This window comes from Blastococcus sp. SYSU DS0510 (assembly GCF_054050835.1).
Genome location: NZ_JBJHAC010000004.1, coordinates 56,342 through 77,634, shown reverse-complemented (window position 1 = coordinate 77,634; position 21,293 = coordinate 56,342). Strand labels below are relative to the sequence as shown.

The window sequence follows — 21,293 nt, the reverse complement described above, 5'->3', positions numbered from 1 at the left end:
GGCGCACGCCCGCCCCGGGTTGTGGACGAGCGTCCGGGACGGACGCCGGCGCGGATAGCCTCGGCCGGTGTTCGACGAGCTGCGCCCCGCCCTCACCGATGCGGTCCTCCGCCGGTCGGTCGGCGACGAGGCGTGGCGACGCGGCGCCGCGTACGCGCGGGACGGTCGCGTGTCCCAGGTCTCCCGCTCCCGCACGGGCGGTGAGCTCGCGGGGATCGTGATCGGCAGCCAGGGCCGCATCTACCAGACCGTGGCGCACCACGACGCCGCTGCCGCCCGGTGGTGGGGCGAGTGCAGCTGCCCCGTCGGGTACGACTGCAAGCACGTCGCGGCGGTGCTGCTGACCGCCCGGCTGGCAGCCGCGGCGCCACCGCCGGTTGCCCGGACACCCGACTGGGAGCTCGTCCTCGGCGACCTGCTGCAGACCACGCCGCCGGGCTCCAGCACCCCGGTGGGCCTGCGGTTCGACGTCGAGACGGCGGCCGGCCGCCCCCCGGCGTCGGTGCGGCTGCGGCCGGTCGTGCCGGGCGCGAGGGGCCGGTGGGTCCGCACCGGGGTGTCGTGGCGGGACCTCGAGCACGACTCCTGGTCCGAGCGCGACCCCGCGCACGCGGCCGCGCTGCGCGGGCTGCACCGGGCGCACCAGGCGGCGGACGGGCCCGGCTACTACTACGGGTCGGGTGAACCGCCGGTGCTGCTCGAGGAGATCGGTCCCGCGCTGTGGCCGGCGCTGCGGCAGGCGGTGGACGTCGGGGTGCCCCTGCTGACGAAGAGGGGTGGCCCCGTGCGGGTCGGCGAGCCGGGGGAACTGGCCGTGGACGTCCGCGACGAGGGCGGCGACCTGCGGCTGCAGGCGGTCGTGGAGGTGCACGACCTGCGCATCCCGGTCGGGTCGGTGCTGCTGATCGGCAGCCCACCGCACGGCGCCGCCCTGGTCGCCGGCACCGACGGCGTCCCGGCGGAGCTCGTCCCGCGGGACGGGCTGGTGCTCGTGCCCCTGCAGCAGGTGCCCCGGAGCGCGGAGCGGCTGGCGGAGAGCGGTCCGGTGCAGGTGCCGGCGGCCGACCGCGACCGCTTCCTGACCGCCTTCTACCCGGCGCTGCGCCGCGCGCTGCCGGTGCGCTCGTCGGACGGGTCGGTGGAGCTGCCGGAGGTGGCACGGCCCCGGCTGGGGCTCTCCGTCGAGCACCTGCCCGGCCAGCGGGCGCGGCTCACCTGGTGGGTCCGCTACGGCGACGACGCTCCCCGGCTGCCGCTGGCGCACGATGCCGTCGCCACCACCGGCCCGGGGCGTGACGTCGCCGCGGAGGACGAGCTGCTGCGCGCCCTGCCGGCTCCGCCGGAGCGGCTGCTGCGCATCTGGCACGTCGGCCCGCGGCCACGGCCGATCGAGAAGGCCGAGCTCGCCGGGATGGACGTCGCCGTCCTCGTCACCGAGTTCCAGCCCCGGCTCGAGGACGCCGGGGTGCTCGTCGAGGTGACCGGCGAGCCGGTGGAGTACCGGCGGTCCGAGGCCGCGCCGGTGGTGGCGGTGTCGGCCACCGACGGGGAGGACGGCGACTGGTTCGACCTCGGCGTGACGGTGAGCGTGGACGACGAGGACATCCCGTTCGCGCTCCTGTTCGCGGCGCTGGCGGCGGGGGAGGAGCACCTGCTGCTGCCCAGCGGCACCTGGTTCGACGTCCGCCGTCCCGAGTTCGACCGCTTGCGCGCGCTGATCGAGGAGGCGCGGGCGCTGCAGGACGCCGACCGGCCCGGCCTGCGGATCACCCGCTACCAGGCGGGGCTCTGGGAGGAGCTGGTCGAGCTCGGCGTGGTCGCCGAGCAGAGCGAGCGGTGGGCGCGCGACGTCACGGCGCTGCTCGACGTCGACGACGCGCCGCCGCCCGAGGCACCCGCCGGGTTGGCCGCCCGGCTGCGCCCCTACCAGCTGGAGGGCTACCAGTGGCTCTCGGTGCTCTGGGACGCCGGGCTCGGCGGGGTGCTCGCCGACGACATGGGGCTGGGCAAGACGCTGCAGACCCTGGCGCTGGTGTGCCGGGCGAAGCAGGCCGGGGAGCTGACCGCGCCGGTGCTGGTGGTGGCGCCGACGAGCGTGGTGGGGAACTGGGCGCGGGAGGCGGCCCGGTTCGCGCCGGGTCTCGTCGTCCGCACCGTCGAGGCCACCGGCCGCAAGCGCGGCACCGCCCTGGCCGAGGCGGTGGACGGCGCCGACCTGGTGGTGACCTCGTACACCCTGCTGCGGCTCGGCGAGGAGGAGTACCGGGCGCTGCCGTGGCGCGGGCTGGTGCTGGACGAGGCGCAGTTCGTGAAGAACCACCAGGCGAAGACGTACGCGGCGGCCCGGCGGCTGCCGGCGCGGTTCAAGCTGGCGATCACCGGCACGCCGGTGGAGAACAACCTGATGGACCTCTGGGCGATGCTCTCGATCGTCGCGCCGGGGCTCTTCCCCAGCCCGCAGCGGTTCACCGAGCACTACCGCAACCCGATCGAGCGCGGCGGGGACCCGGAGGTGCTGGCCGCGCTGCGCCGCCGCATCCGGCCGCTGATGCGCCGCCGCACCAAGGAGCAGGTCGCCGCCGAGCTGCCGCCCAAGCAGGAGCAGGTGCTCGAGGTGGTGCTCGACCCCAAGCACCGCAAGGTCTACGACACCCACCTGCAGCGGGAGCGGCGCAAGGTGCTCGGCCTGGTCGACGACCTGCAGAGCAACCGATTCACGATCTTCCGGTCGCTCACCCTGCTGCGGCAGCTGGCGCTCGACGCCTCGCTGGTGGACGACGCCTACGCCGGCATCCGGTCGAGCAAGGCCGAGGCGTTCCTCGAGCACCTGCAGGAGGTGGTCGCCGAGGGGCACCGCGCGCTGGTGTTCAGCTCGTTCACCGGCTTCCTCGGCACGGTGCGCCGGCGGCTGGACGAGGCCGGGCTGCCCTACGCCTACCTCGACGGGCGCACGCGGGACCGGGCGCGGCGGATCGCGGAGTTTCGCGAGGGCGGCGCACCGGTCTTCCTGATCAGCCTCAAGGCGGGCGGGTTCGGGCTGAACCTGACCGAGGCCGACTACGTGTTCGTCCTCGACCCGTGGTGGAACCCGGCGGCCGAGTCGCAGGCCATCGACCGCGCGCACCGGATCGGGCAGGACAAGACGGTGATGGTCTACCGGCTGGTCGCCGCCGACACCATCGAGCAGAAGGTGCTGGCGCTCCAGGAGCGCAAGCGCGACCTCTTCTCCCGGGTGCTGGACGACGACGGCGGGACGCTCTCCGGGGCGATGACCGCCGAGGACATCCGCGGCCTGTTCGCCTGAGGCTGTCGTCCGTCCGGCCGCGGCCGGATCGGTGGGTCAGCGCGGGACGACGGTGACCGTGCAGCGCAGCCCCGGGACGCGGCTGAGCCGTCCGTCCGCCGTGAGGAGCGCGCAGCCGAGCGCTTCGGCGAGCGCAACGTAGGAGGCGTCGTACGCGGAGACGTCGTCCCGCAGTTGCCAGACCCGGTCGAGCAGCCCGGTGACCGGATGTCGTGTGACACCCAGCCGCCGCCAGGTGTCGAGCGCCCGCCAGCCGTCGTCGGGGCGCACGGTCCGGTTGGCCACCTGCCGTCGGAGCGCCTGCGCGATCTCGGGATCGATCAGGTGCGGCACGTGCAGCGACTCGACGGTGACGACCGCCCGCGCCTGGCCGTCGTTCAGCAACGCGGACACGGCGGCTGACGCGTCGAGGACGATCACCGCGCAGCGCGGTCGTCGTCGATGTCCGCGAGGAGGTCGGCGGTAGGAACGCCGAGATCGGGCAGGGAGGCGAGCAGCCGGGGGTTGTCCGCCCGGCGGGAAACCTCCGTGAGCTCCCGCAGGGCGACCGCGCTCACCGACATGCCCTCGCGTGCCGCGAGCCTTTCGAGGGCTTCGGCGACGTCGTCCGGCACGTTGCGCAGGTACAGCGTCCGCATGGACAAGATGCTAGCCCAGTGCTAGCAGGATGCGACACAGCCTCGTTCGCGGCAGCTGCGCCCAGCGCCTGCCCTCTCCCCGCGGGGGCACGTCCTCGGCTAGCGTTGCGTCATGCGCAACGGTGCGGACGGCGAGGGGCAGCCCCCGCTCGTCCAGTCCGTCGATCGGGCGCTGGCGATGCTCTCCCTCCTGGCCGACCGCGGCAGCGCGGGTGTCACCGACCTCGGCGCCGAGCTGGGCGTGCACAAGTCCACCGCCTTCCGGCTGCTGGCCACCCTGGAGGCCCACGGGCTCGTCGAGCAGCTGGGGGAGCGGGGCACCTACCGGCTCGGGTTCGGGTTGGTGCGCCTGGCCGGGGCGAGCGCGGCGCAGCTGGACCTCACCCGGCTGGGGCGCGAGGTGTGCGAGCGGCTGGCCGCCGAGCTCGACGAGACGGTCAACCTCGCGGTCCTGGACGGCGACAGCGCGGTCAACATCAGCCAGGTGCAGGGCAGCGCCTCGGTGGGCGTGCTGAACTGGGTGGGCCGGCGCACCCCGCTGCACGCCACCTCCAGCGGCAAGGTGCTGCTGGCTTTCGGGCCGGCGGCCGCGCGCGCGACCCTGTCCGCCGCGCGGCTGGAGCGCTACACGCCGTCGACGATCACCGAGGTCGCGGTCCTCGACGAGGTGCTGGCCGGGGTGCGCGAGCAGGGATGGGCGGCCACCGAGGGGGAGCTCGAGCTGGGCCTCAACGCGGTGGCTGCGCCGGTGTGCGCGCCGGACGGGCGGCTGGTCGCCGCGCTCAGCGTCTCGGCGCCGTCCTACCGGCTGCCGCGCGACCGGTTCGCCGAGGTCGCGGAGCGGCTGTGCGCCGTCGCCACGGAGACCGGCCGGCAGCTGGGCTGAGTGGCGGGATCGGCGTTCCGTGTCGGCGGTGTGAACACCGTGTCAGGACGCGCGACGACACGCGGACGCCTCTTGACGGGGTGCGGAGCCCTTCCGGAGGCTGTTGCGCATCCCGCGGGCCGTTGCGGGATCCGCAACGAGCGAAGGGCGTGGCCATGGACATGGCTCCCCGCAGGACGTCGCCCCGCGTCGTGGTCATCGGCGCCGGGATCGTCGGGTGCTCGCTGGCCGACGAGCTCACCGCTCGTGGCTGGACCGACGTCACCGTGCTCGACCGGGGGCCGCTGTTCGCGGCCGGCGGATCGAGCTCGCACGCGCCGGGCCTGGTCTTCCAGACCAACCCCTCGAAGACGTTGGCCGAGTTCGCGAGCTACACCGTCGGCAAGCTGGGCGGCCTCGCGCTCGACGGCGCACCCGTCTTCCGGCCGGTCGGCGGCCTGGAGGCGGCGACGACGCCGGAGCGCTGGGCCGACCTGGCCCGCCGGCACGGCCTGGCCACCTCGTGGGGCATCGAGGCCCGGCTGGTCGACCCGGAGGAGTGCGCCCGGCTGCACCCCCTGCTCGACCCGGCCGCCGTGCTGGGCGGGCTGCACGTGCCGAGCGACGGGCTGGCGCACGCGGTGCCGGCCGGGGAGGCGCAGGCGCGGCGGGCGATCGAGCGGGGCGCCCGCTTCCTCGCCCGGCACCGCGTCACCGGGGTCGCTCAGGAACGCGGCCGGGTCAGCGGCGTGGAGACCGACCAGGGCTTCGTGCCGGCCGACGTCGTCGTCTGCGCCGCCGGCTTCTGGGGCCCGGACGTCGGCGCGCTGGCCGGGCTGACCGTGCCGCTGCAGCCGCTGGCGCACCAGTACGCCACCACGGCGCCGGTGCCGGCGCTGGCCGGCGCCACCCGGGAGATCAGCGCGCCGATCCTGCGGCACCAGGACGCCGACCTCTACTACCGGGAGCACGGCGACCGGATCGGCATCGGCTCCTACGGCCACCGGCCGATGCCGGTCACCGCCGCGGAGACCGAGCAGCACCCGGACAGCTGCCTGCCCTTCACCCCCGACGACTTCGCCGACGCCTGGAAGCAGAGCCTGGCGCTGCTGCCCGGGCTCGCCGCCACCGAGGTCGCCGACGGCTTCAACGGCGTCTTCTCCTTCACCCCCGACGGCATGCCGCTGCTCGGCGAGCACCGCGACCTCCCCGGCTTCTGGGTCGCCGAGGCGGTGTGGGTGACCCACTCGGCGGGCGTGGCGAAGGCGCTGGCCGAGTGGCTGGTCGAGGGCCAGCCGCGCACCGACGTGCACGAGTGCGACCTGCACCGGTTCACCGACGTGCAGCTCTCGCCGGAGTACGTGGCCGGGCGCGGGGCGCAGCAGTTCGTCGAGGTCTACGACGTCGTCCACCCGCTGGACCCGCCCGCGGTGCTGCGCCCGCTGCGCACCAGCCCGTTCTACGGCCGGCAGCAGGAGCTCGGCGCCGTCTTCACCGAGGCGGGCGGCTGGGAGCGGCCGCTGTGGTTCGAGGCCAACGCGCCGCTGGCCGAGGGGCTGGACCTGCCGCCGCGGCACCCCTGGGCGGCGCGGTGGTGGTCGCCGACCGTGGCCGCCGAGGCGCTGGCCACCCGGAGGCACGGCGCGATGTACGACATGACGCCGCTCACCCGGATCGAGGTGACCGGTCCGGGGGCCTGCGCCTTCCTGCAACGGCTGACCACCAACGACGTCGCCAGGCCCGTCGGCCGGGTGACCTACACGCTGCTGCTGGACGGCGCGGGCGGGATCCGCAGCGACCTGACGGTCGCCCGGCTGGGCGAGCAGCGGTTCCAGGTGGGGGCCAACGGCCCGCTCGACCTCGACTGGTTCCGGCAGCACGCGCCGGACGACGGGTCGGTGCAGCTGCGGGACACCACGGCGGGCACCTGCGGCATCGGGCTGTGGGGGCCGCGGGCCCGCGACGTGCTCCAGGTGCTGACGCGCACCGACGTCTCGCACGAGGCGTTCGGCTGGTTCCGGGCGCGCGAGCTGTCCGTCGACGGCGTGCCGGTGACCGCGCTGCGGATCTCCTACGTCGGCGAGCTCGGCTGGGAGCTGTACACCGAGGCGGCCACCGGGCTGCGGCTGTGGGACGCGCTCTGGGAGTCCGGGCAGCGGCACGGGGTGGTCGCCGCCGGACGCCGGGCGTTCGACAGCCTGCGGCTGGAGAAGGGCTACCGCGCGTGGGGGGTCGACATGACGACCGAGCACGACCCGGTCGAGGCGGGGCTGTCGTTCGCCGTCCGCGAGGGCGAGGACTTCGTCGGCAGGGAGGCGCTGGAACGCCGTCCGCACGACCGGCGGCTGGCCTGCCTCGTCCTCGACGACCCGGCGACGACGGTGCTGGGCCGCGAGCCGGTGCGGGTGGGCGGGACACCGGTCGGCCACGTCACCAGCGCGGGTGTCGGCTACACGATCGGCCGGTCGATCGCCTACGCCTGGCTGCCGGCGTCGGTGGCGGGCCCCGGCACCGCGGTGACGATCGACTGGTTCGGGGAGCCGGTCCCGGCGACCGTCGCCGCCGACCCGCTGGTCGACCCCGCCGGCGCCCGGATGAGGTGCTGACCATGACCTACGACGTCATCGTCCTGGGGCTGGGCGGCATGGGCAGCGCGGCCGCCGCGCACCTGGCCGCCCGTGGGCAGCGGGTGCTGGGGCTGGAGCGGTTCGGCCCGGCGCACGACCAGGGCTCCAGCCACGGCGGCTCGCGGATCACCCGGCAGGCCTACTTCGAGGACCCGGCCTACGTGCCCCTGCTGCTGCGCGCCTACGAGCTGTGGGACCAGCTGTGCGCCGACTCCGGCACCGACGTGCTGGTGCGCACCGGCGGGGTGTTCCTCGGCCGGCCCGACAGCCGCACCGTCGCCGGCAGCCTGGGTGCCGCCCGGGAGTGGGGGCTGGCGCACGAACTGCTCGACGCCGCGGAGGTCCGCCGCCGGTTCCCGACGCTGACCCCGGCCGACGACGAGGTCGGGTTGTTCGAGGCCGCGGCCGGGTTCGCCCGGCCGGAGGCGACCGTGGCCGCGCACCTGGACCTGGCCTTCTCCCGCGGCGCCGAGCTGCGCTTCCAGGAGCCGGCGCTGGAGTGGACGGCGACGCCGGGCGGCGGCGTGCGGGTGCGGACGGCGGCGGGGGAGTACGAGGCGGGCGCGCTCGTGGTCAGCCCCGGCTCGTGGGCGCCCGAGGTGCTGGCCGACCTCGGCGTCCCGCTCACCGTGGAGCGCCAGGTCATGTACTGGTTCCAGCCCCCCGGCGGCACCGGTGCCTGGACCCCGGACCGGCACCCGATCTACATCCACGAGGCGGCCGACGGCACCCAGGTCTACGGCTTCCCGGCGATCGACGGCCCGGACGGCGGGGCGAAGGTGGCCTTCTTCCGGCGAGGGACCCCGTGCACGCCGGAGACGATCGACCGGGAGGTGCACGCCGAGGAGGTCGCGGCGATGGCGGGGCACCTGGCGGGGGTGCTGCCGACCCTGCCGGGCGAGCTGCTGAAGGCCGCGACGTGCATGTACACGACCACCCCCGACGAGCACTTCGTCATCGCGCCGCACCCCGCGCACCCGCAGGTGACCGTGGCCTGCGGCTTCTCCGGGCACGGCTTCAAGTTCGTGCCGGTGATCGGGGAGATCCTCGCCGACGTCGCCACCACGGGAGAGACGAAGCACCCGATCGGCCTGTTCGACCCCCGCCGGCCCGCACTGGAGGCCACCCCATGACCGCCACCCTCCCTGCTGCGTCCGCGAGCCTGATGCCGACCCTGGCCGGGCGGTACTACACCGACCCGGCGCTGTTCACGCGCGAGCAGGAGCGGGTGTTCGAGGTGATGTGGCAGTGCGTGGCCCGCACCGACGAGGTCGCCGCCGCCGGCAGCTTCCGGCGGGTGCAGGTCGGCCGGGAGAGCGTGCTGGTGGTGCGCGGCCGGGACGGCGCGCTGCGGGCGTTCCTCAACGTGTGCCGGCACCGGGGGGCGCAGCTGTGCAGCGAGGAGTCGGGGCAGGTGACCCGCACGCTGCGCTGCCCGTACCACGCGTGGTCCTTCGGGCTGGACGGCGAGCTGGTCGCCGCACCCAACCTGGCACGGATGCCCGACGTCGACCGGGTCGCCAACGGCCTGGTGCCGGTGCACCTGCGCGAGTGGCTGGGCTACGCGTGGGTGTGCCTGGCCGACGACCCGCCGTCCTTCGAGGACGACGTCGTCGGCGCGGTGACCGAGCGGCTCGGCGACCCCGCGGCGATCGAGGAGTACGACGTCGGGCGGCTGGCCCTGGGCCGGCGGATCCGCTACGACGTCGCGGCCAACTGGAAGCTCGTCGTCGAGAACTTCATGGAGTGCTACCACTGCGCGACGATCCACCCCGAGCTCACCGACGTCCTGCCGGAGTTCAGCCGGGGGTACGCGGCGCAGTCCTTCGTCGGGCACGGGGCGGAGTTCGCCGCCGCCGCCGAGGGCTTCACCGTGGACGGGAGCGCCGGGTTCCCCGCGCTCCCGGGGATCGACCCGGACCGGGACCGCCGGTACTACGCGGCCACGATCAAGCCGGCGGTCTTCCTCAACCTGGTGCCCGACCACGTCATCCTGCTGCGGATGACCCCACTCGCGGTGGACCGGACGGTGGTCGAGTGCGACTGGCTGTACGCGCCCGAGGTCGTCGCCGCCGGGCTGGACGTCTCCCGGTCGGTGGAGCTGTTCCACCGGGTCAACCAGCAGGACTTCGCCGCCTGCGAGCGCACCCAGCCGGGCATGAGCTCGCGGGCCTACGCGGCCGGCGGCGTGCTGGTGCCCGTCGAGCACCACCTCGCGCTGTTCCACGACTGGCTGCGCGACCGGCTCGGCGAGGGCTGAGCCTCGACGGGCTGGTCGCTCAGGCCGGAGCCGCCAGCCGCTGGGAGGAGCGGTCGATGAAGGCACGGACGACCGGGTAGATCTCCGCCTCCCAGCGGGATCCGCTGAAGACGCCGTAGTGCCCGACCCCCGGCTGCAGGTGGTGGTGCTTGTTCTCCTGCGGGATGCCGCTGCACAGCTCGTGGGCGGCCACCGTCTGCCCGGGTGAGCAGATGTCGTCGTTCTCGCCCTCGACGGTGAGGAGGGCGGTCCGGCTGATCGCGCGGGGGTCCACGCGCTGCCCCCGCCAGGACAGTCGGCCGGTCGGCAGGGCGTGCTCCTGGAAGATGCGGCCGACGGTCTCGAGGTAGAACTCCGCAGGCACGTCCATGACGGCGCCGTACTCGTCGTAGAAGGCCCGTGTGGCGGCCGCCCGCTCCGTGTTGCCGGCGACCAGGTCGCGGTAGAGCCGCCCGTGGGCGGACAGGTGCCGGATCGGGTGCATCGACATGAAGGCCGTCAGCTGGACGAAGCCCGGGTACACCCGGCGCCCGGCGCCCGCGTATCCCTTCGGCACGGTGTCGACGACGCGTCGCTCGAACCAGGAGAGCGGCTTGGTCGCGGCCCTGGTGTTGACCCGGTTCGGGTTGACCCGGGTGTCGATGGGTCCTGCCATGAGCGTGACGCTCGGGGGTTGAGCGGCGTCGTCCGCGGCGGCGAGCAGGGCCACCGCGGCCAGCACGGGCACGGCGGGCTGGCAGACGGCGACGACGTGGGTGTCCGGACCGAGGAACCGGACGGCCTCCATCACGTGCTCGATGTACTCGTCCAGCCCGAACGGGCCGTGCTCGACCGGGATGTCGCGGGCGTTGTGCCAGTCGATGACGTGCACGTCGTGGTCGGCGAGGAGGGTGTGGATCGTCGGGCGGATCAGCGTCGTGAAGTGCCCGGACATGGGCCCCACGACGAGCACCCGCGGTTGACCGGCGACCGAGGGCTTCTCGAAGTGCAGGAGGGTGGCGAACGGCGTCCGCATCGTCGGGCGCTCCTGCACGGCGACGGGCTCGTTGTCGATGAGCACCGACTCGATGCCGAACGCCGGGCGGTCGTGCGTCGGACGCGCGTGGCCGAGGACGTCGCAGGCCGCGCGTACGTGGCGGACGGCCGGCGTACGGGCCAGCGGGGCGGGGACGGCCTCCAGTGCCCGGGCGGTCAGCTGCGATGCGGTCAGGAGGGGCGCCGTGGCCCGCCGGTTCCACTGGTAGGCGCTGTAGAGCATGCGATCCGCCTGTTCCGTCGTCGGGCGCAGCGTGAGATCTGCGTCACGTCACGGTAACCGGGCCACGAGCCGTACGCCGCGCACGAGGGCGGCTCGCTCCTGCGCGTCGCGCAAGGGACCTGGTCAGGCCCGCAGGGCCGGGGTGCGGGCGGACCGGTCGTCCAGCGACGCGACGACGTCCGCCAGGGGTGCGGGCCGGCCGAAGTGCCAGCCCTGGCCGAAGCGGCAGCCGACCGCGCGGAGCTCGGCGTCCTGCTCCGCCGTCTCGACGCCCTCGGCGACGACGTCGAGACCCAGGCCGTGCGCCATGCCCACGATGCTGCGCAGCATCGTGGCCCGCCGCGGCGAGCTGGTGATCGTCGCGGTGAACGACGCGTCGAGCTTGAGGACGTCGAGGGGCAGCGTGTCCAGGCGGCTGAGGGACGAGTAGCCGGTGCCGAAGTCGTCGATGGCGACGACGAACCCCAGGGCGCGCAGCTCGTGCAGCGTCGCCACGGCGAGGGAGGACTCCGCCTCCAGAAGGCTCTCGGTCACCTCCAGCACGGTGTCGTCGGACCGCCAGCCGGTCTCGGCCAGCACGGCGCGGACCCGCCGCACGTAGGACGGGTCGGACAGCTCGCGCCCGGACACGTTGATGCCGAGGTGCAGGCGCCGCCCCGTGGCGGCGTGCAGCGCGGCCAGTTCGGTGCAGGCGGTCCGGAACACGTGCTCGCCGAGGCGCGGCATCAGGCCGTGCTGCTCGGCGACGGCGACGAACTCGCCCGGCGGCACCGGGCCACGCTGGGGGTGCGTCCAGCGGGCCAGTGCCTCGACGCCGACCACCTCGTCGGTGCGCAGGTCGAGGACCGGCTGGTAGTGCACCGCCACCGCGCCGGTGTCGAGCGCCGCGGCGAGATCGGTGGCCAGGTCGGAGGTGGGGCCGCACTCGAGCCGGCACCCGCCCCGGCCGGCCGTCTTGACGCCGTAGAGCGCCAGGTCGGCGCGGCGCATGAGCTGCGCGGCGCTGTCGCCGGGGCGGTGCTCGGCCACGCCGCACGACATGCCGATGTCCGGGTGCAGGGCGCGGACGCGGCTGACGACGTCCAGGGCGGCCGGCCCGGTCAGCCCGGGCAGCAGCAGGGCGAACTCGTCACCCCCGTGCCGGGCGAGGACGGCGGGTGCCGGCAGGGCCGTGCGCCAGACGTCGGCCACCCGCTGCAGGATCCGGTCGCCGGCGTCGTGGCCCTGGGAGTCGTTGAGGGCCTTGAAGTGGTCGAGGTCGAGGAGCGCTGCCGACATCGGCTCGCCGGTGCGGGCCGCCGCTCCCATCGCCTCGTCCATCGCCTGGTCGAAGCCGCGCCGGTTCGCCAGGCCGGTGAGCGGGTCGCGGCTGGCGCTGGAGGCGCGCACCACCAGGCCGCGGGTGATCGTGCTCAGTCCGATGGCCACCGCGTCGAGCGCCAGGGCGGTGGGCAGGGCGATGTCGCCGCGGAGCAGGAGGGCGGCCGTGAGGGTCCCGAGGACGGCGACCACGTGGACGACGGCGAGACGGAGGCTGAAGAAGCAGGCGTCGATCGCGATGAAGCTGGCCAGGGAGCCGATCACGACCGCCGTCACCGGGTCCGGGCTCAGGGTGACGGCGACGAGGATGACCGTGGTCGCCGTGCCGATGGCGACGTGGAAGGCCTGCCGGGGCCAGCTCCGTCCCCATCGGAAGGCGATCCCGGAGCCGACGAGCACGCCTCCGGCGAGGGCGAACAGGGCGGTGCGCGACGGGTCGCCGGGGTCGGTGCCGAGGGTGGCGAGCATGCCGGCGACGCCGCCGATCAGGTACAGGACGGCGGCGGTCTGCGTCATGACGCGCGGTGTCGCCACCTCGGGGACGTCAGACCACCTCATGGGAACGACATCGACCGGAACCTGCGGGCCGTTGACCCCACTCACCCGTCCGGGGGGACCGGTGGGTCGCCTCGTGGTTCCCGCCGCGACCGGTCAGGGGACGACGTCGGGCACGATGCGCTGGCTCTGCAGCGGCGGGCGCATGTCGTTCACTCGCGCCGATGCTCACGCACGGCGAGGGGTGGCTGGTGCCGTCACCCCATCGAGCGACACGGTTCGGATGGCGGCTGTGCGCACCGAGGTCTTGACTGCCTGTGAGGCATCGATCACGGACGGTTGGGGGGCGGCATGGCCATGCGTGTGACCGCCGCCCTCCGCCGGCCCTGGGGACCCCCGCTGGGCCGGCGCACGCTGGTGCTGGTCGGCCTCGGTGTCGGCTTCTGGGTGGCGGGTTCGGCGACGGCGTCGGCGGCCGCGGATGGCTCGCCCTCGCCCCTCGCTCCGCTGACCGCCCCGGTGCAGGACATCGCGGAGCAAGCCGGCAGCCTGCCGGCGCCGGTCGCTTCTCCGGTCGCACCCGTCGTGGCGCCCGTCGTCGACGCGACCGTGGCGCCGGCGGGCGAGGCGCCGGTCGTCCGGAGCATCGCGCCGGTGACGGACGTGCTGGCGCCGGTCGGGGAGACCGTGGTCGTGCCCGTCCTCCGTGCGGTCGAGCCGGTCACCGCGCCGGTGGTCGACTCCGTCTCCCCGGTCCTGGAGCCGGTGAGCACCGCGGTCTCCCCGGTGCTGGCGCCCGTGCTCCGTGAGGTCGTGGAACCCACGCGTGCGGCGACCGGCGCGCCGATCGCCGCCGGGGTGATCACCGGCTCGCCCGTCGTGGGGGCGCCTGCCGCCTCCTCGACGGGTCCGGAGTCCGCCGTCCCGACCAGCTCCGATCCCTCGACCGCCGAGCGCGCTGCGGCCGCTCGGGTCGGCGTCGCCCAGTACCTGGACGACGCCGTCACCGCCGTTCCCGCCCCTGTCCCCGGCGGGAGCCACGTGCCGGTGCCCGGACCGGTTCTGCCGCCCGGCGCACCGGCACCGGCGGCGGCCTCCGGGCCGTCGTCCTCGGACCAGCCGGCGGCGGACGAACCGCCGGCCGCCGGTCTCGTCGACCCGGCCGCGCTGCACGCCGCGGCCGACGGCGCACGCGGCACGGCAGCCGACCGCGCGCTCGACCCTTCCTTCGCTCCCGACTGAGGGCGCCCCGGTCAGCCCTGCGCTGACCGCGGCCATCCCACCCGGTCCGACGGACCGGTCCCTCAGTCAGAGAGAAGGACATCGCTCATGAACGTGTGGATGAAGCGCGGGCTGCAGACGGCCCTGCTCACCGGCGGTCTGCTGACCGCCGGCACGGGCCTCGCGTCCGCCGACGAGAACGCGGTCGCGGTGACCGTCCCGGTCACCGTCACCGACAACGCAGTGGCGGTGCTGGGCACCGCGCCCGGGACCACGCCGGCCGAGATCGACCTGCCGGCGCTCGACGGCACGGTGGGCGTCGACCTCGGCGACCTGGCGGTCGAGGCGCCGATCAGCATCGGCGGGAACGCCGCCGACGTCGCCGGGGTGGATGCGGCCCAGCCCGCGGCCGCTCCGGCGGCCGGCGGGTCCGCCGGCTCGGTGGTCGACGCCGACGTGCCGGTGACCGTGACCGGCAACGCCGTCGGGGTGCTGGGCGACGCCACCGCCGGTGGTTCCTCGCCCGGTGCCGCCCCGGCGGCACAGCCCGACGCCGGTGCCTCCCTCGTGGATGCCGACGTCCCGGTCACCGTGTGCGGTACCGCCGTCGGCGTGCTGGGCGACGCCGCCGCGGACTGCGCCGCCCCAGCTCCGGCCGCGGGTGGTTCGACGGACGGCACGGACCCGGTCGTCGGCGTCGACGCGCCGATCACCGTCTGCGGCCTCGCCGCCGGTGTCCTCGGTGACGCCGCCGCGGACTGCGCCGCCCCGGCTCCGGCCGCGGGTGGTTCGACCGACGGCACCGACCCGGTCGTCGGCGTCGATGCGCCCGTGAGGGTCTGCGGGATCGGCCTCGCGGTCCTGGGTGGTGCGGGCACCACGTGCACCGCCCCGGTCGCGCCGGGCACCCCCGTCGCGCCGGGCACCCCGGTCCCGCCGGGCACCCCGGTCGCGCCGGGCTCCCCGGTCGCGCCGGCTGCGCCCGTCCGGCCGGCGTCCGGTCCGCCGGTCGCTCACCCGGGCGTGGTTCCTGCGAGCACCACGGTGTCGACGGGCGACGGGGACAGCGCTGGAACGAAGACCGCCGGCGCTGCCGCCGGTAGCGACTCGGCGCTGGCCTACACCGGCAGCGCCGCCTACCCGGCGCTGTTCGCCGGGCTGCTGGCCGTCGCCCTCGGTATCGGACTGACGCTGCTCAGCCGCCGCCGGGTCGCCGTCCGCAGCTGATGCCGGGACGGCGGGCCCGGCCACCCACGGGTGGTCGGGCCCGTCGGGCTGCGCCCGGGTTCAGGCGGGCACGAGCTCCCGTTCCGCGACGCCCGTCCGGGGCGCCCGGTGCGCGAGGCCGGCGGCGACCACGAGCGCGGCGGCCACCGCCGGTGCGGCGAGCGCCGTCCCCACGCCGAGCCGGTCGACGACGGCGCCGGTCACCGCGGCCGCGAGCGCCTGCCCCACGACGACCGCGGAGTTGAGCATCGTCATGGTGGTGGCCGAGCGGCCGGCCGGGCTGAGCAGCGCGCCGACGCTGTAGAGGGTGACCAGCGTCGGCCCGATCCCGCAGCCGAGGACGGCGAGGGCGACGACGAGCGCCGGCACCGAACGCGCGGTCGCGTAGAGGATCGCGCCGGCGAGCAGCAGGGTGCCGAAGGTGGCCCAGCGCGCTCGCAGGGAGAAGCGCCGGGGGAGCGCCGCGGTGCCCAGCGCCAGCACGGCCGACCCGATGCCCATGACGCCGTAGAGCAGGCCGGCCCGCTCGCCGCTGCCGTCGTCCGCGGCCAGGAAGCCGGTGAGCGAGGTGAGGGTGGCACCGAAGAAGAGGCCGACGCCCAGGGTGCCGGCGACGACGGTGAGCAGCGGCAAGCGGGCCAGCTCGCGGGCGGGCGCCCGGTCTGCCCTGCCGTGCTGCGCGCCGGGCTGGAGCCGGCCGGTGGGGTGCAGCGCGAAGGCGGTGACGAAGACGAGGGTGAGGGCGGCGGCGCCGGCGATGGCGACCCACGGGGCGATCGCGGTGGCCAGCAGCCCGACGAGGAACGGGCCGACGATGAAGACCATCTCGTCGGCGGCGGACTCGTAGGCCATGGTGCCGTCCAGCGCCCGCCGGCGGTGGTCGCGGTGCACCGAGCGGCGGATGACGGCCATCAGGCGGGTGCGCGACATGGGGGCGACCTGCGGGGCGGACATGCCGATCAGCACCGAGAGCGCGAGGACGGCGGCGTCGGCGGCGGTGCTCGCGACGACCAGCGGGAAGGCGCCGAGCAGGGCCGCGTGGACCAGGCTCACGGGGACGAGCACGCGGCGCTGGCCGAACCGGTCGGCCGCGGCACCGAGGAGCGGGCCGGCGAACGCGGTGCCGATGCCGGCGACGGCGGAGTTGAGCCCGCCGAGGCTGACCGAGCCGCGCTCGGCAACCACCAGGGTGAGGACCCCGACGATCATCATCGCGAAGGGGAGCCGCGCGACGAACGCGAGCGGGAAGTAGGAGAGACCGGCGGAGCGGATGACCGCGGAGTCGGTGGGGCGCGTGCGGAACATGACCTCTGCTGCTGCGGATCGGGGCGTGCCGCCTTGATCCGCCGGCGGGGCCGGCAGCAGGTAGTTACACACGGACGTTCGGGACGGGGCCGACCCTAGCGCGCCGCCGGCTGACGAGGGCTACTTCCAGCGGTCGATGAACTCGACCGTCGCGGGGTTCACGACCTCGGGGTGGGTGGCGCTGAGGAAGTGGTGGCCGCCGTCGACGACGCGGAGCTCGGCGTGGGGGCTGTCGACGAACAGCTTGATCTCCTCCACGGCGTTCTCCACGGAGTAGACCCGGTCCGCCGTGCCGTGCATCCACAGGACGGGGCACCGGACGCTGTCCAGCCGGCCGTGCAGGCCGTCCCGGTCGCGCAGGTTGATGCTGCTGATGCGCAGCCGCTCGCGCCCGGCGTCGCCGGTGTAGTTCTGCTGGTGCGTCTTGTGCCAGAAGGCGCGCTCGTCGTCCGGGACGTCGTCGCCCATGCCCTCGGCGAGGGTGGCGTCGACGAGCTCGGTCGGGACGACCCAGTCGTCGCCGACGGGCTGCGCGAGGGCGTCGATGGCGGGGGTGCAGAACTCGACGCCGTCCCAGCAGCCCAGCTCGCGGCTGCGCTCGCTCTCGAAGTCCATCGAGGTGCCGAGCGGGACGATGCCCTTGATCCGGTCGGGGGCGAGCATCGCCATGCGGGCCGCGATCCAGCCGCCCTGCGAGGTGCCGAGGACGAACGCGTCGGGGATGCCGAGCGCGTCGAGCACCTGCAGCCCGGCGATGGCGGTGTCCCAGTAGGTGTACTGCCGGTAGGTGGCGCGGGTCTGCCCGTGCCCGTAGGGCTCGATCGCGAGCAGGTTGGCGGTGGCGGCGAGCTGCTCGTCGGCGAACTGCGGCCGGTACAGCTCGACGGAGGTGGTGAAGGAGTTGACCATCACCAGCGTCGGGAGCGACGGGTCGTAGGCCTTGCCGAACCGGTGACCGATGGTCGAGCCACCGAGGTGCGGGATCTGGATCGTCTCCGTGCTGCTCATGGTGTCCCTCACGGTTCTCGGTCGGCGGTCGGGTCATCGTGGCGGCCGGGTGGCGAGGGGTCAATCGTCGGGACGCCGGCGAGCTCGGCGATCGGGGTGGACCAGGCGTGCGGCGCCGTCCAGACGAAGCTGTGCGCGCCGGGGACGCTGCGGAACCGGCCGTCCCTGGCCCGCTCGCTGAGCTCGCGCGCCCAGGCCTCGGTGCAGAGGCGGTCGCGGTCGCCGTGCAGGACGAGCACCGGCTGGGGGACGCGCTCGACGGTGTCCTCCAGGGGGTCGCGGAGGTGGACGGCGAGGGCGTGCCGGACCCGGCGCAGCCCCGCGCGCCGGCGGTCGGGGGTGTGGGCGACGTCGAGGTCGGGCGGCTCGAGTTCGTGGTTGCGGCGCCAGGCGAGCAGGACGCGGCGCATGCTGCGGTAGGCGGGGTCGATGGTCGGGCTGGCGAGCACCAGCGCCCGCACCCGGTCGGGGTCCCGGACGGCGACGTGCGCGGCCACCTGGGTGCCGCTGGAGTGCCCGACGAGGACGACGTCGGTCATCTCACTCGCGGCCAGCCACTCGACGACGGCGTCGGCGTGGTCGGCGACGTCCATGGGCCGCGGCGGGTCGGCGCTGCCGGAGAAGCCGGGCAGCTCGACCAGGTGGGCGCGGGTCCAGGTGCCGAGCTCGCGGACGGCGGGTTCGAGGTAGTCGGCCACCGCGAGGCCGTGGACGACGACGAGCACAGGGACGCCGGGTCGTGCGGTGCCGGCCACGCGGCTGCGCATGGCGCCCCAGCGGGTGGCGCGGTGCTGCAGCTCGACGGGCACGGTCTACCGGTCGCGGGTCGGCCGGACGGTCATGGCTCGGACGCTAGCCGCGGGCGGGGTCGCTCGCGCTGCGGGTCGGAGACGCCGCTGGTTGAGTGGCCGGTGGCGGTGAGCGCACGCCGTCCCTCTTCGTTCCGGGAGTTGACGATGGCCAAGAAGAAGACCGCGGCGGAGACGTCGAAGAAGTCGATGGCGCAGGCGCTGGGTGCGGTGGGGGTCGCGTTCGGGGCGATCAGCGTCCTGGCGCCGCGCAAGGTGGCGAACGGCTACGGCGTCCCGGTGACGCCGTCGGGGCTGCAGCTGCAGCGGCTCTTCGGCAGCCGGGCGCTGGTGGTCTCGGCGCTGGCGCTGACCGCGAAGACCGACGAGGAGGTCGACCGCGGGCTGATGGCGGTCGCGGCGATGAACGCGCTCGACACGCTGACCGCGCTGGCGACCGCGGGGAAGGCCGGCGGCCGGACCACCACGCGCGCCGTCGTCAGCTCGCTGGCCTACGGCGCGGCGGCGCTGTGGATCCGCTCGCTGGACGACTGACGCACTCCGGCGTCCGGCGCCTCAGGTCTGGTCGGCCTTCGCGCGGCGATCGGCATGCGTCTCGCCGGCCACCGCGATGTCGGTGGGCGGCACCTCGACGATCCAGGCCCGCACCGTCTCCGGCGGAGCGCCGATGCTGTCGGTCGTGGCCTGGCTGACCGCGGCGAGCAGGTCGCGCTTCTGCTGCTCGGTGCGGCCGGCGATCATGGTGATCTGGATGAAGGGCATGAGGTATCCCTAACCCAGCCGGCCGCGGACGACCACTCGGCGCGGTGAGGGTCAGGCCGCGTCGGCCACCGGCGAGAGCAGCCGGCGGGGGAGCTCCAGGGTCGGATGGACCCCATCCGTGGAGGGCTCCTGCGGCTGGCCGGCCTCCTGCGCCGCCGGGGCGGCCGCCTCCAGCGAGCGGGCGACGGCGTCGAGGTGACGGAGCGCCTCGTCGTAGAGCTCCTGGATGGCGCTGGCCGCCGCAGCGTGTGCCGCTTCCGCAGGACCGACGTGTCGACTGGTCATGGCTGCCTCATCGGCGGGCGGCAGGGACTGCATGACCGGTGGTGCCCTACGGGCAGGCGGCGTCCTGCTCCGGGTGGACGATCACCTTCGGGAAGGCTCGCGGCCCCGACGTCGCCACCGTGGATGCGTTCTCGACGAACTGACCCTCCGGAAAGACCGTGTTGGCCAGCGTGCTGACGCCCTGGCCGATGGCCTGGCACCCGCCGGATCCGGGATCCGCCGAGGCGGCTGTCGCCGGTGCGGTCAGCAGCCGGTGCGGGTCAGACCAACTCGGGGACGCGCAGGTGGTGCAGGACGACGTCGAACTCGGCCACGTCCGTGGCCGACATGCGCAATGCCCGGCGGAACTCGTCGCGGAGGTACATGGCTCGCTGGCGGGTCGCCTCCAGGGCGCGGCGGTCGGTGTAGACGGCGGTGAGGGAGTTGTCGCCGGTCTGCCGGTCGAGCATCAGGCTGAGGCTGCAGAAGCCGGGCATCTCGTCCATGCGCGGGATGAGGTCGGTGCGGAAGACGTCGAGGACCTTGTCGATGCGGTCCGGGTCGACGCGGGACCAGGTGACCCGGGCGCAGGCGTTGTCACCCGCGGGGTGCAGCCGGTGCATCGCCGCGATCTCCCACTCGCGCACCTCGGGCGCTTCCGCGCCGAACTGCTCCGTCGCCTGCTCACGCAACCGGAGGACCGCGTCGCGGGTCGCAGCCATCGCCTGCTCGTTCTCCCAGGCGGTGGTGACGATGCAGCGGCCGGAGCTCCGGTCGCACAGCATCGACAGCCCGACGTAGCCCTCCATGCCGCTGACGGCGGACATGACGTTGTCGCGGACGTCGGCGATGCCGGCGTCGATGCGGTTCGGGTCGGCGGTGATCGTGGTGGATCGGGCGTGCATGACGCCCTCCCTTCCGGGGACAGGCGCGCGGCGCCCCGACGGCGTCGCCCCAGGTCATAGTGCCCAAGCGCCGACCGCTGTCAACTGGAGCGCGCGCGGGTAGTGTCCGTACCGGCCGCGGACCGAGGCCGTCGGATCCAGGCGACGGGCACGCCCGGTCGCCGGCCTCCGTGTCGACACCGGGGAACTGGCAGGGCAGCATCCGGCGGCGTGACCGCTCCCGAACCGCACAGCTTCGTGGCCCACGTCGTCGAGGAGTCGACCAACAAGATCCACGAGGACGACGTCGCGCGGCGGTACGGCTTCGACGGGGCGCTGGTCCCCGGCGTGGAGCTGTTCGCCCGCACGACGACGCCGCTGGTGGCGGCCTGGGGAGCCGAGTGGCTCTCCCGGGGCCGGATCGACCTGCGCTTCCGGCGGCCCACCTACGACGGCGACGAGCTGCTGGTCGACCCGGCGGACGGCCGGCTGACGGTGAGCGGCCCGTCCGGGGAGGTGCGGTGCGTCGGCTCGGCCGGGCTCGGCGCGGACCGCCCTGATCTCGCCGGGTACGCCCCGGTGCCCGCGCCGCGCGAGCTCCTGACCGACCCGGTCGTCGGTCCGATGGGCAGCGTCTCCGAGGCCGGCACCGCGGAGCGCAACGACTGGTACCTGGATGCGATCGGCGAGCCCCTGGAGCTGTACCGGCAGGAGGGCTTGGTCCATCCCGGGCTGCTGCTGCGGCTGGTCAACGAGCTGCTCATGCAGAACGTCGCCCTGGGGCCGTGGATCCACACGTCCAGCGACTGCCGCTTCCTCGGCGCCGCCCGGCTGCCGGTGGAGCTTACCGCGCACGGGCGGGTCACCGACGTGGGCCGGCGTGGACGCCACGACGAGGTTCGCTACGACGCGCTGGTGCTGGCCGGCGACGAGCCGGTGCTGCAGGTGCACCACACCGCGCTCTACCGGCTCGACGCGGCCTGATCCTGGCCGAGGCGCGTCTGCAGGCTGAGGGGCGGGTCACCGGCCGGGTACGCACGCCGTCC

19 protein-coding genes are annotated in these 21,293 nt (G+C 74.9%); 9 read left to right on the top strand and 10 right to left on the bottom strand.

Annotated features, from left to right (window positions below):
- Positions 1-67 precede the first annotated feature (67 nt).
- Positions 68-3,304 (top strand): DEAD/DEAH box helicase, encoded by a 3,237-nt coding sequence (locus tag ACI79P_RS04755; RefSeq protein WP_456579876.1) that lies wholly within the window; start codon positions 68-70, stop codon positions 3,302-3,304.
- Between the two features lie 36 nt (positions 3,305-3,340).
- Here ACI79P_RS04755 and ACI79P_RS04750 read toward each other — a convergent pair whose 3' ends face one another.
- Both ACI79P_RS04750 and ACI79P_RS04745 read right to left on the bottom strand, forming a co-directional pair.
- A complete protein-coding gene (locus tag ACI79P_RS04750) occupies positions 3,341-3,724 on the bottom strand; it encodes a type II toxin-antitoxin system VapC family toxin (protein ID WP_456579875.1) in 384 nt (127 codons plus the stop codon).
- Positions 3,721-3,942 (bottom strand): FitA-like ribbon-helix-helix domain-containing protein, encoded by a 222-nt coding sequence (locus ACI79P_RS04745; protein ID WP_456561283.1) that lies wholly within the window; start codon positions 3,940-3,942, stop codon positions 3,721-3,723. Before ACI79P_RS04745 ends, ACI79P_RS04750 begins: the two co-directional genes overlap by 4 nt.
- A gap of 112 nt (positions 3,943-4,054) precedes the next feature.
- Between ACI79P_RS04745 and ACI79P_RS04740 the strand changes: the two genes are divergently transcribed.
- The 4 genes from ACI79P_RS04740 (at position 4,055) to ACI79P_RS04725 (ending at position 9,694) form a co-directional block, all read left to right on the top strand.
- Positions 4,055-4,828 (top strand): IclR family transcriptional regulator, encoded by a 774-nt coding sequence (locus ACI79P_RS04740; protein ID WP_456579874.1) that lies wholly within the window; start codon positions 4,055-4,057, stop codon positions 4,826-4,828.
- A gap of 155 nt (positions 4,829-4,983) precedes the next feature.
- A complete protein-coding gene (locus ACI79P_RS04735) occupies positions 4,984-7,413 on the top strand; it encodes a GcvT family protein (RefSeq protein ID WP_456579873.1) in 2,430 nt (809 codons plus the stop codon).
- Positions 7,414-7,415: 2 nt separating this feature from the next.
- The gene (solA, locus tag ACI79P_RS04730) at positions 7,416-8,567 is read left to right on the top strand and encodes an N-methyl-L-tryptophan oxidase (RefSeq protein WP_456579872.1); all 1,152 of its coding nucleotides are present in this window, start codon (positions 7,416-7,418) and stop codon (positions 8,565-8,567) included.
- Positions 8,564-9,694 carry an aromatic ring-hydroxylating oxygenase subunit alpha gene (locus ACI79P_RS04725; protein ID WP_456579871.1) on the top strand — a complete coding sequence of 377 codons (1,131 nt, stop codon included), beginning with the start codon at positions 8,564-8,566 and terminating at the stop codon, positions 9,692-9,694. Before solA ends, ACI79P_RS04725 begins: the two co-directional genes overlap by 4 nt.
- A 19-nt stretch (positions 9,695-9,713) precedes the next feature.
- Here ACI79P_RS04725 and ACI79P_RS04720 read toward each other — a convergent pair whose 3' ends face one another.
- Together ACI79P_RS04720 and ACI79P_RS04715 are read right to left on the bottom strand one after the other, a co-directional pair.
- Positions 9,714-10,952 carry a polyhydroxyalkanoate depolymerase gene (locus tag ACI79P_RS04720; protein ID WP_456579870.1) on the bottom strand — a complete coding sequence of 413 codons (1,239 nt, stop codon included), beginning with the start codon at positions 10,950-10,952 and terminating at the stop codon, positions 9,714-9,716.
- Positions 10,953-11,075: 123 nt separating this feature from the next.
- Complete coding sequence (locus ACI79P_RS04715; protein ID WP_456579869.1) at positions 11,076-12,788, bottom strand: putative bifunctional diguanylate cyclase/phosphodiesterase; 1,713 nt, start codon at positions 12,786-12,788, stop codon at positions 11,076-11,078.
- A gap of 330 nt (positions 12,789-13,118) precedes the next feature.
- Here ACI79P_RS04715 and ACI79P_RS04710 point away from each other — a divergent pair, with 330 nt between their 5' ends.
- Positions 13,119-14,009, top strand: coding sequence for a hypothetical protein (locus ACI79P_RS04710; RefSeq protein WP_456579868.1), 891 nt, complete (start codon positions 13,119-13,121; stop codon positions 14,007-14,009).
- A gap of 87 nt (positions 14,010-14,096) precedes the next feature.
- Positions 14,097-15,215 (top strand): hypothetical protein, encoded by a 1,119-nt coding sequence (locus ACI79P_RS04705; protein WP_456579867.1) that lies wholly within the window; start codon positions 14,097-14,099, stop codon positions 15,213-15,215.
- 60 nt (positions 15,216-15,275) lie between these two features.
- On the opposite strand, the gene ACI79P_RS04700 is transcribed toward ACI79P_RS04705, so the two are convergent.
- The 3 genes from ACI79P_RS04700 to ACI79P_RS04690 all read right to left on the bottom strand — a co-directional run bounded on the left by ACI79P_RS04700 (position 15,276) and on the right by ACI79P_RS04690 (position 18,337).
- On the bottom strand, positions 15,276-16,520 hold the full coding sequence (locus ACI79P_RS04700; RefSeq protein ID WP_456579866.1) for an MFS transporter: 1,245 nt from the start codon (positions 16,518-16,520) through the stop codon (positions 15,276-15,278).
- 120 nt (positions 16,521-16,640) lie between these two features.
- A complete protein-coding gene (locus tag ACI79P_RS04695) occupies positions 16,641-17,528 on the bottom strand; it encodes an alpha/beta fold hydrolase (RefSeq protein ID WP_456579865.1) in 888 nt (295 codons plus the stop codon).
- A gap of 8 nt (positions 17,529-17,536) precedes the next feature.
- Positions 17,537-18,337: an alpha/beta fold hydrolase gene (locus ACI79P_RS04690; protein WP_456579864.1), complete on the bottom strand. Its 801-nt coding sequence runs from the start codon at positions 18,335-18,337 to the stop codon at positions 17,537-17,539.
- A 147-nt stretch (positions 18,338-18,484) separates the two neighbouring features.
- Between ACI79P_RS04690 and ACI79P_RS04685 the strand changes: the two genes are divergently transcribed.
- Positions 18,485-18,871 carry a hypothetical protein gene (locus ACI79P_RS04685; RefSeq protein ID WP_456579863.1) on the top strand — a complete coding sequence of 129 codons (387 nt, stop codon included), beginning with the start codon at positions 18,485-18,487 and terminating at the stop codon, positions 18,869-18,871.
- Positions 18,872-18,892: 21 nt separating this feature from the next.
- Here ACI79P_RS04685 and ACI79P_RS04680 read toward each other — a convergent pair whose 3' ends face one another.
- The 3 genes from ACI79P_RS04680 to ACI79P_RS04670 all read right to left on the bottom strand — a co-directional run bounded on the left by ACI79P_RS04680 (position 18,893) and on the right by ACI79P_RS04670 (position 20,268).
- Positions 18,893-19,099, bottom strand: coding sequence for a tautomerase family protein (locus ACI79P_RS04680; RefSeq protein ID WP_456579862.1), 207 nt, complete (start codon positions 19,097-19,099; stop codon positions 18,893-18,895).
- 51 nt (positions 19,100-19,150) lie between these two features.
- Entirely contained in the window at positions 19,151-19,384 is a 234-nt protein-coding gene (locus ACI79P_RS04675; RefSeq protein ID WP_456579861.1) for a hypothetical protein, read from the bottom strand.
- Between the two features lie 260 nt (positions 19,385-19,644).
- Entirely contained in the window at positions 19,645-20,268 is a 624-nt protein-coding gene (locus ACI79P_RS04670) for a hypothetical protein (protein ID WP_456579860.1), read from the bottom strand.
- 210 nt (positions 20,269-20,478) lie between these two features.
- On the opposite strand from ACI79P_RS04670, the gene ACI79P_RS04665 reads away from it, so the two are divergent.
- The gene (locus ACI79P_RS04665) at positions 20,479-21,231 is read left to right on the top strand and encodes a hypothetical protein (RefSeq protein WP_456579859.1); all 753 of its coding nucleotides are present in this window, start codon (positions 20,479-20,481) and stop codon (positions 21,229-21,231) included.
- Positions 21,232-21,293 lie beyond the last annotated feature (62 nt).